This window comes from Streptomyces sp. NPDC086077 (genome assembly GCF_040686175.1).
Taxonomy (GTDB): domain Bacteria; phylum Actinomycetota; class Actinomycetes; order Streptomycetales; family Streptomycetaceae; genus Streptomyces.
Genome location: NZ_JBFBJT010000021.1, coordinates 64,506 through 71,506, shown reverse-complemented (window position 1 = coordinate 71,506; position 7,001 = coordinate 64,506). Strand labels below are relative to the sequence as shown.

The 7,001-nt window shown below is 68.5% G+C and carries 6 protein-coding genes; 3 read left to right on the top strand and 3 right to left on the bottom strand.

The window, feature by feature from the left end:
* Window positions 1-72: 72 nt before the first annotated feature.
* From AB0O67_RS09310 to AB0O67_RS09300, 3 genes are all read right to left on the bottom strand, one after another.
* Window positions 73-1,608 carry a 4-hydroxyphenylacetate 3-hydroxylase N-terminal domain-containing protein gene (locus AB0O67_RS09310; RefSeq protein ID WP_365447856.1) on the bottom strand — a complete coding sequence of 512 codons (1,536 nt, stop codon included), beginning with the start codon at window positions 1,606-1,608 and terminating at the stop codon, window positions 73-75.
* Window positions 1,609-1,920: 312 nt separating this feature from the next.
* Window positions 1,921-2,505 carry a carboxymuconolactone decarboxylase family protein gene (locus tag AB0O67_RS09305; protein WP_365447854.1) on the bottom strand — a complete coding sequence of 195 codons (585 nt, stop codon included), beginning with the start codon at window positions 2,503-2,505 and terminating at the stop codon, window positions 1,921-1,923.
* A gap of 49 nt (window positions 2,506-2,554) precedes the next feature.
* Window positions 2,555-2,860: a hypothetical protein gene (locus AB0O67_RS09300; protein ID WP_365447852.1), complete on the bottom strand. Its 306-nt coding sequence runs from the start codon at window positions 2,858-2,860 to the stop codon at window positions 2,555-2,557.
* A 195-nt stretch (window positions 2,861-3,055) separates the two neighbouring features.
* Between AB0O67_RS09300 and AB0O67_RS09295 the strand changes: the two genes are divergently transcribed.
* The 3 genes from AB0O67_RS09295 (at window position 3,056) to pntB (ending at window position 6,989) form a co-directional block, all read left to right on the top strand.
* On the top strand, window positions 3,056-3,865 hold the full coding sequence (locus AB0O67_RS09295) for an SDR family oxidoreductase (protein ID WP_365447850.1): 810 nt from the start codon (window positions 3,056-3,058) through the stop codon (window positions 3,863-3,865).
* A 118-nt stretch (window positions 3,866-3,983) separates the two neighbouring features.
* Entirely contained in the window at window positions 3,984-5,540 is a 1,557-nt protein-coding gene (locus AB0O67_RS09290) for a Re/Si-specific NAD(P)(+) transhydrogenase subunit alpha (RefSeq protein ID WP_365447848.1), read from the top strand.
* A gap of 21 nt (window positions 5,541-5,561) precedes the next feature.
* Window positions 5,562-6,989, top strand: a complete 1,428-nt coding sequence (pntB, locus tag AB0O67_RS09285; RefSeq protein ID WP_365447868.1) for a Re/Si-specific NAD(P)(+) transhydrogenase subunit beta — start codon at window positions 5,562-5,564, stop codon at window positions 6,987-6,989.
* Window positions 6,990-7,001 lie beyond the last annotated feature (12 nt).

The window sequence follows — 7,001 nt, the reverse complement described above, 5'->3', positions numbered from 1 at the left end:
GGGGGGGGGGGGGGGGGGGCGGCCGGCCCCCCGCCCCCCCCCCCCCCCACCCCTCCACGCGGCGTGGTCGGCTCAGCGGACCAGCGAGCCCTCGGCCCGTGCGCCGTCGAGACGCCGGGCGTACTCGGCCTGCTCCGTGTAGGCCGTCACCTCGGGGGCGACGGGCGCCGCGATGCCACACACCTTCCGCGCGAGGTCGGTGAGCCGCCCGGAGGGCGACAGCTCCGACCGCTTCATCGTGAGCATCCGGGTGGTGAGCATCGGGGTCCCGTTGAACTGCTCGAAGGTGCTCACCCGGTCGCCGTAGTCCGAGAGGAAGAGGTCACGGATGACCCGCGAGATGCGCATGCGGTCGTACGGCTCGCCGACGGCGCCCGACTGCAGCGGTTCGAGCCATTCGCGCAGCTCGGGGTTGGTCCACTGCTCCTCGGTCGGGAACAGGAGCGAGGCACGGCCGGCGAGGTCGATCACCTCGTTCCTCATCTCCGCGTACCGCTCCAGGTAGTACGACCGGCCGAAGTCGAAGAGCAGCACGTTCGGCTTGTAGAGCCCCGCCGGCGAGATGAAGCCCTCCGTCTCGGAGGCGATCACGTGGGCTCGCATCGTCTGGTAGAACTCGACGAGGCGGGCCAGGCGCGCCTGGACCGGCGGAAGCTGGTACGTGCCGATGTGCTCGGTCATCAGCATCGCGAGCCCGACCATGAGCTCGGCCCGCACCATGATCCGGATGAGCGCCTCGTAGTGCACCCAGTCGAAGATGCGCTGCGGGTACAGCGAAGCGTGCTCGGGGTTGCCGATGTGGAAGACGCGGTTCCACGGAATGAACACATTGTCGAAGATGACGGTGCATTCGAGCTCGTCACCGGCCGAGGCCACGGGGTGGTTCTCGAAGTCGTCCCGCACCGTCGCCTCGCGGGAAACCATCGTGACGCCCGGCGCATTGGCCGGGACGGCGCCGTAGATGACCTGCTCGCTCTGAATTCCCGGGCGGTAGAAGACGCCGAGGTGGATGTAGTCGGCGAACGGCGTGCCGGTGCTCACCGCCTTCACGCCGGCGACGACGATCCCGTCCTCGCGCGTCTCCACGATGCGCAGGGCGGGAGAGTTCTTGGCCGAGGACTCCTTGGACCGGTCGAGCTGAGGGTCGATGAAGGCGAAGGCGCAGTTGAGGTCGCCCTCCTTCGCGAGGTCCAGGAACTCGCGGATGCCCACGGTCAGGTCACGCCCGTCGGTGCCCACGGACTGGTCACTCCACGGCTGCGGGTCCTCCTCGTAGGTGACCAGGCCGTAGTTGTTCGCGCACGGGGTCCGCCCCGTCGATCCGCCGTCGAGCTCCCGGACCACGGTTTCCAGGTAGATGCGCTTGCGCCGCAGCCCCTCGGCGTCGGTGTGCTTGAACCACATCATCGACCGGCGCACTCCGTCGTCGTCGACGAAGGTCATGACGTCCTGCAGCTCGGCGTCGTGATGCAGGTCGTAGAACTTGGCCATGCGCTTCGCCTGCGCCCTGGTCTTCGGGTGTGTCGTGACGTCGTCGACCCGGTCACCTCCGACCCAGAGAACACGCCCGTCCCTGAGAGACTCCAAGTACTGGTCGCCAGTTCGCATCAAATGCCACCTTCTCCACTTGACCCAAGCACTTTCATGCAGGGAATTTTTTTCGACTCCGTCGGTCAAATTCCTGTCGGCAGGCCGTCGTTGGTAATTTGCCGCGGACCCGTTCGTGAACCTACTCTCAAGGCATTGGGAGCCGGGAATTACAGCGCCGCACTCGACTGACCGCGTTGTGCTCCAGAATTGAGAACTCGCTCGGCCGTTGATTCCTTCGAGATTAGCCATGAGATGTTAGTGCGGTGTTAATCGCGAGGACACGCCGTTGGCGAGGGTGTTAGGAACGCCTCGCGGCAGAACCCCCCGCTCTCAGAGCCGGGCTTCCACCGGCGCCGGCGGCTTCGGCATGTCCAGCTCGAAGTCCATGACGCGGTGGAAGCGCGACAAGGCGTTCCACATGCTGATGCACATGACGAGCTCCACCAGCGCCGCCGGGCTGAACCTCCGCTGCACCTCGTCACGGAGGCTCGTCGAGACGCCCGTAAGGCCCTCCGTCACAGGGACGTTCGGCAGGGCGACCGTCATCTCCTCGGCCAGCCGCAGAGCCAGCCGCTCCAGCTCGGTGAAGCCTTCGAGCTCCCCGTCGGCCACGGCCGCGAGTTCGTCGACCTCCACCCCACCGGCCAGTGCGGACGTGCAGCGGTGACTCGCCGTGTAGCGGCAGTGGTTGAGCACGGCCACGCGTACGGCGACCAGGTCCTTCACCCGCCCCTCCAGTGCACCTGGGCCGTTGAGACGCCTGAGGAAGGGCAGGTAGGTGGCGAGCAGTCCGGGGCTGTTCCCGATGCCGGCCCAGGTGTTGAGGACTTCGCCGTAGGCCTGGACGGCCTGTGTGAGAGCGGGCTGGTCGTCCGGTGAGAACTGCGCGGACGTGACGAGCGGCACCAGCGACATGTGAGTTCCTTTCGACGGGTCCTGCCTGGCTGGGGGGTTGGGCGGATTCCTAGGGAGTGGCGGTGTCCGCGGGCTCGGTGCGGCGACGCGCCGGAGTGCCGGATTTCCGCAGGCCGATGGCGAGGCCCAAGGTCGCGTTCAGCCACGGCACGAGGAAGGTCAGGACGATGCGCGAGGTGAGCGCCCATGTGATCGGGCCTTGCTGGACCTGCGAGTGGAGGTTGACCATGAACAGCACCGACCCGACTGCCAGCGCGGCCACGGTCGTCTGAACCAGTGACCGGCCTCGCACGGCACCGCGCAGCGCCGCGCTCCACGGGACAGCGCTGGTCTCCTCGAGGTCCCGGACCTCCATCGCCCCTCCCTCCTTCACCCTCGGAGCGGGCTGAGCACGGGACACTGTGCGACGCGCACCGTTAGCCGCCGGAAAGGTGCGAGATGGCCCGGCGGCGGGCGTGTGAACCTCCCGTTAACCGCGCTTGCCGTCCCGTGGGCGCTTCGGTTCGACTCTCCGCAGCAAGGATCGGACCACTGACTGGAGGAGCCGAACATGGCTGCAGGTTGGAACTTGGAGGGCCGTACGGCTTTCGTGACCGGTGGTAGTCGAGGCCTGGGCTTCGCCATCGCACAGGCGCTGCTGGAGCGTGGTGCCAAGGTGGCGATCGCGGCCCGGGACGAGGCGGCGGTCAAGGCCGCCGCCGGCCGTCTCAGCGCCGGATCCGGCGCTGAGGACGTGCTCCCCGTCGTCGCTGACGTCACCGACGCGGACTCCGTCAACAGCGCGTTGGCAGAGGTGCACGCCTGGCACGGCGCCCTCGACATCGTCGTGAACAACGCGGGACCGCAGCTCACGCCGTCCCCCCTGGACAAGGTCGACGAGAAGAACATCGCGTCCGCCTTCGACACCAAGCTGATCGGGTACATCCGCGTCGCACAGGCCGCTCTGCCGTACCTGAGCCGGACCGGCACCGGCAGCATCGTCAACGTCGTCGGCGCGACCGCCCACCTGCTCATTCCCCAGGCCGGTGCCACGGGCATCGTGAACGCGGGCGTCGTCGCGCTCACGAGCTACCTGGCGACCGAGGCGGCTGCCGACAACATCCGGGTCAACGCGATCTCCCCGGGGATGACGAAGACCGAGGGCTGGCTGACCAAGACCGAGGCCATGGGCAAGCAGCAGGGCAAGACCCCCGAGGAGGTCCGGGCCGGCATGGCTCAGGGGCTCGGGATTCGCCTCGCCCGCTGGGCCGACCCGGCCGAGATCGGTGCCGCGGCGGCGTTCCTGGCGTCGGACGACGCCTCCTACGTCACAGGTCAGGTGCTGCGCGTCGACGGCGGGATGACGAAGCCCGTCGCCTGATCGCAAGGCCCCCAGGCAAGCGCCGTCCAATGCCCGTAGTCGCCTTGGACGGCGCTTCTGGTGTTGCCCGCGGGGGCGTCCAACGAGTGCTCTGGAACATCGACCTGGAGTGTTGCGCATGCTGATCGGAATCGTGAGCGAGACCCGCAGTGGCGAGACGCGCGTTGCCGCGACCCCCGCCACGGTGGTCCAGCTGGTGAAACTGGGTTACGACGTCGTGGTGGAGCCGGGTGCTGGTGTGTTGTCGAGCTTCCCGGACGGGGCCTACGCCGAGGCGGGCGCGAGAATCGGCGACCCGCTCGCGGCGGACATCGTGCTGGGTGTGAACGCCCTCGACCCGGCGCGGCTGGACGAGTTGAAGCCGGGTGCGACGGTCATGGGCATCATGAGTCCGGCGTCGGACCCCGCGCTGGTGGAGGAACTGGCGAAGCGGCCGATCACAGCGCTGGCGCTGGATGCGGTGCCGCGTATCTCACGGGCACAGTCGTTGGACGTGCTGTCGTCCATGGCGAACATCGCCGGCTACCGGGCGGTGGTGGAGGCCGCTCACGCCTTCGGCCGGTTCTTCACCGGTCAGGTGACGGCCGCGGGCAAGGTGCCGCCGGCCAAGGTGCTGGTCTGCGGCGCCGGGGTGGCGGGCCTGGCCGCGATCGGAGCGGCCAAGAGCCTCGGTGCCGTCGTGTACGCGACCGATCCGCGGCCGGAGGTTGCCGACCAGGTCGGATCGCTGGGGGGCGAGTACCTCTCGGTCGAGGCCGCCGACACCGACGAGGTGCAGGTGTCGGCGACGGGCTATGCCAAGGAGATGTCGCAGGACTACAACTCCCGTGCGGCGCGGCTGTACGGCGAGCGGATCACGGAGATGGACATCGTGATCACGACCGCGCAGATCCCGGGGCGGCCGGCGCCGAGGCTGATCACCGCGGAGATGGTGGCGTCGATGCGCTCGGGCAGTGTCATCGTGGACATGGCCGCCGCCACCGGCGGCAACGTCGAGGGCGTCGTCAAGGACCAGGCCGTGGTCACGGCGGGCGGTGTGACGATCCTCGGCCACACCGACCTCCCCGGTCGGTTGCCTGCGCAGGCGTCCCAGTTGTACGGCACCAACCTGGTCAACCTCGTCAAGCTGATGACCCCGGACAAGGACGGCCGGCTGGCACTGGACTTCGACGACGTGGTGCAGCGGTCGATGACCGTGGTGCGCGACGGCGAACTCACCTGGCCCCCGCCGCCGGTACAGGTCTCCGCCGCCGCTCCACCGGCCGGCCCCCCTCCCTCCGAGGCGAGGCCTAAGGCCCCGCGGACCCAGCTGCCGATGTCGACCCGACGGCGGTTCACGGGGGTCGGGTGCGCCGCGGCGGTGCTGTTCCTGTGCGCGGCCCTGTCACCGTCGGCGCTCCTGGGACACCTGACGGTGTTCGCGCTGGCGATCGTGATCGGCTACTACGTGATCGGGCAGGTGCATCACGCCCTGCACACGCCCCTGATGAGCGTCACCAACGCGATCTCGGGGATCATCGTGGTCGGCGCCCTGCTGCAGATCGGGCACGGTGACACCCCGAACGGCGAGGTGGTCACGGCGTTGTCGGCGATCGCGATCCTGCTGGCCTCGGTCGACATCGTCGGTGGCTTCGCCGTGACCCGCCGGATGCTCTCCATGTTCTCGAGAAGCTGAGGAGGCGTCATGTCTGATCTGCTGTCCGTCGAGTCAACCGCGGCGGCCGCCTACATCGTCGCGGCCCTTCTCTTCGTCCTGGCGTTGGCCGGGCTGTCCCGGCACGAGACCGCCAAGGCCGGGAAGGCATTCGGTGTCGGTGGCATGGCGGTGGCCCTGGCCGCGACGATCGCGCTGGCGATCCACCGCGACATCTCCGGAGTCGGTCTGGCGTTGATGATCGGCGCCATGGCGGTCGGTGCCGCGCTCGGGTTGTGGCGGGCGCGCGTGGTGGAGATGACCGCGATGCCCGAACTGATCGCCCTGCTGCACTCCTTCGTGGGTCTGGCCGCGGTTCTGGTCGGCTGGAACGGCTATCTGCACGTCGAGGCCACCCTGAACGGCCAGGTCAGCGCCGAGGCCGAACTGCTGGAGGCCCAGCAGCTGCTCGGGATCCATTCCGCCGAGGTCCTCATCGGCGTCTTCATCGGCGCGGTCACCTTCACCGGCTCGGTCGTGGCGTTCCTCAAGCTCTCGGGACGGATCAAGTCGTCCCCCCTGACGCTGCCCGGCAAGAACCAGCTCAACCTCGGTGCCCTGGCCGCGTTCGCGGTACTGACCACCTGGTTCGTGATCGACCCGGCGCTGTGGCTGCTGGTCGCGGTCACGATCGTCGCGCTGGCCCTGGGGTGGCATCTGGTCGCCTCGATCGGCGGCGGTGACATGCCGGTCGTGGTCTCGATGCTGAACTCGTACTCCGGCTGGGCGGCCGCGGCGTCGGGCTTCCTGCTGGAGAACGATCTGCTGATCATCACCGGTGCCCTAGTCGGTTCGTCGGGTGCCTACCTCTCCGCCGTCATGTGCAAGGCGATGAACCGGTCCTTCCTCTCCGTGATCGCCGGCGGATTCGGCATCGAGGCGGGCCCGGCCGGCGACAAGGACTACGGCGAGCACCGCGAGATCACCGCCGAGGGCGTCGCCGAACTCCTCAGCACGGCCGACTCGGTGATCATCACCCCGGGCTACGGCATGGCCGTGGCGCAGGCCCAGTACGGCGTCGCCGAGCTGACGCGCAAGCTCCGGGGCCGAAACGTCGACGTGCGCTTCGGCATACACCCGGTCGCGGGCCGGCTGCCGGGCCACATGAACGTCCTGCTCGCCGAGGCCAAGGTCCCCTACGACATCGTGCTGGAGATGGACGAGATCAACGACGACTTCGACCGCACCGCGGTCGTCCTCGTCATCGGCGCCAACGACACGGTCAACCCCGCCGCCACCGAGGACCCGGACTCACCCATCGCCGGCATGCCCGTCCTGCAGGTCTGGGACGCCGAGAACGTCGTCGTCTTCAAACGCTCCATGGCATCAGGCTATGCGGGCGTCCAGAACCCGCTCTTCTACCGCGAGAACTCGGCCATGCTCTTCGGCGACGCAAAGGACCGCGTCGAGGACATCCTCCGGGTCCTCTGACACACGCCTCGG

Excerpts from the sequence above, each read along its gene's own strand:
- AB0O67_RS09310 (WP_365447856.1), bottom strand. The coding sequence starts at position 1,608 with ATGCGAACTGGCGACCAGTACTTGGAGTCTCTCAGGGACGGGCGTGTT.
- AB0O67_RS09305 (WP_365447854.1), bottom strand. The coding sequence starts at position 2,505 with ATGTCGCTGGTGCCGCTCGTCACGTCCGCGCAGTTCTCACCGGACGAC.
- AB0O67_RS09300 (WP_365447852.1), bottom strand. The coding sequence starts at position 2,860 with ATGGAGGTCCGGGACCTCGAGGAGACCAGCGCTGTCCCGTGGAGCGCG.
- AB0O67_RS09295 (WP_365447850.1), top strand. The coding sequence starts at position 3,056 with ATGGCTGCAGGTTGGAACTTGGAGGGCCGTACGGCTTTCGTGACCGGT.
- AB0O67_RS09290 (WP_365447848.1), top strand. The coding sequence starts at position 3,984 with ATGCTGATCGGAATCGTGAGCGAGACCCGCAGTGGCGAGACGCGCGTT.